This is a genomic window from Kluyvera cryocrescens NBRC 102467 (assembly GCF_001571285.1).
Taxonomy (GTDB): domain Bacteria; phylum Pseudomonadota; class Gammaproteobacteria; order Enterobacterales; family Enterobacteriaceae; genus Kluyvera; species Kluyvera cryocrescens.
Window position 1 is genome coordinate 1 of the sequence record NZ_BCTM01000085.1, and the last position, 1,154, is coordinate 1,154.

2 protein-coding genes are annotated in these 1,154 nt (G+C 41.9%); one reads left to right on the forward strand and one right to left on the reverse strand.

The genetic code is table 11. The features are described from left to right. Positions 1–415 precede the first annotated feature (415 nt). Positions 416–667: a MafI family immunity protein gene (locus KCR01S_RS23585; RefSeq protein ID WP_059180798.1), complete on the reverse strand. Its 252-nt coding sequence runs from the start codon at positions 665–667 to the stop codon at positions 416–418. A 363-nt stretch (positions 668–1,030) separates the two neighbouring features. Here KCR01S_RS23585 and KCR01S_RS25310 point away from each other — a divergent pair. Beyond that, a partial coding sequence (locus KCR01S_RS25310) for a VF530 family DNA-binding protein (protein ID WP_156478815.1) occupies positions 1,031–1,154 on the forward strand: 124 nt, incomplete at its 3' end.

Here is a 1,154-nt window from a genome sequence, read left to right on the forward strand (position 1 = left end):
GTTCATGAAGTACTCTGGGAGAAATATTATATTTGGCCTAGGAAAAATTATTCAAAACAGAGGGATAATAGCAAACTGATCGGTGAACTTAATTATCACACAACATAAGTTAATTAACCTCCATGGGTCTATTACTTCATGATTTGTTGGTGTAACCACCGAAATCAGCATGTTGTGAATTTTGAGATACCTCCATTTTATTGCGTTAGTGAATCGTCGCCGGATAGCCTCGAAACACGCTTCTTCATGGGGATGTCCTCATGTGGCTTATGAAGACATTACTAACATCGCGGTGTATTAATCAATGGGAAGCAGGTCACGTCAATCGGGTCACCCGAACTGATGCCGACGCTCTGCTGACGGTTAAGAAGAAGATCCCGGACTGAGGCCGGGATTAGTCATAGCTATCAGGATGTTATTTCTCTGGATTGATATATGTATATCTACTATCTATTTCTAGTCCAAGATCATTAGCTATTTTAAGCACTTGTGTGTATTCATCTTTGCTAATCACAACATCATAATCAGCGATGTGATCACATAGCGTTTCGAATGCTAATACGTTCTCTGAGAACCCAATATAATCTAAGGCAAAGTCAACTAGCGAAGGATCCAACCGATCCTTTAACCCTTCACCTAAAGATCTAATTTTGTCATTAATATCCATTGTGCCCACACTATTTCTTAATTAACTTTAAAGATGGAGGAGTCGGATTATTATCCGGGAACGCTGTTACTATTTTCCCACTAGCTGGCTCGTATACCACACGAACTCTAACACCCTCTCGCTCTTCCCAGGCAACCCATCTTGCTGGTCTACCTGCGTCCCACCCGTTCCGGTCTGGGCAAACCATTTGGTATTGGGTGAAGTAGCTATATCACCCACAGTATTCTGGCTCATTTGATATTTCTGCTACTTGGTCAATTCCACAGTAGATCTCATAAACAACATGTTACATTGCCCACAGTCCTGCTTTCTTGTACCCTTCCCAACCAGATCGACCCCTAACACGAGAATCATGGATGCCATATGAATGCGCATAATTCAAAAGACCCTTTACACGGTGTAACCCTTGAAATGCAGGTCAATGCATTGGTTACGCACTATGGTTGGGAAAAACTTGGCCGGATCATTAGCATCAACTGTTTTAAGT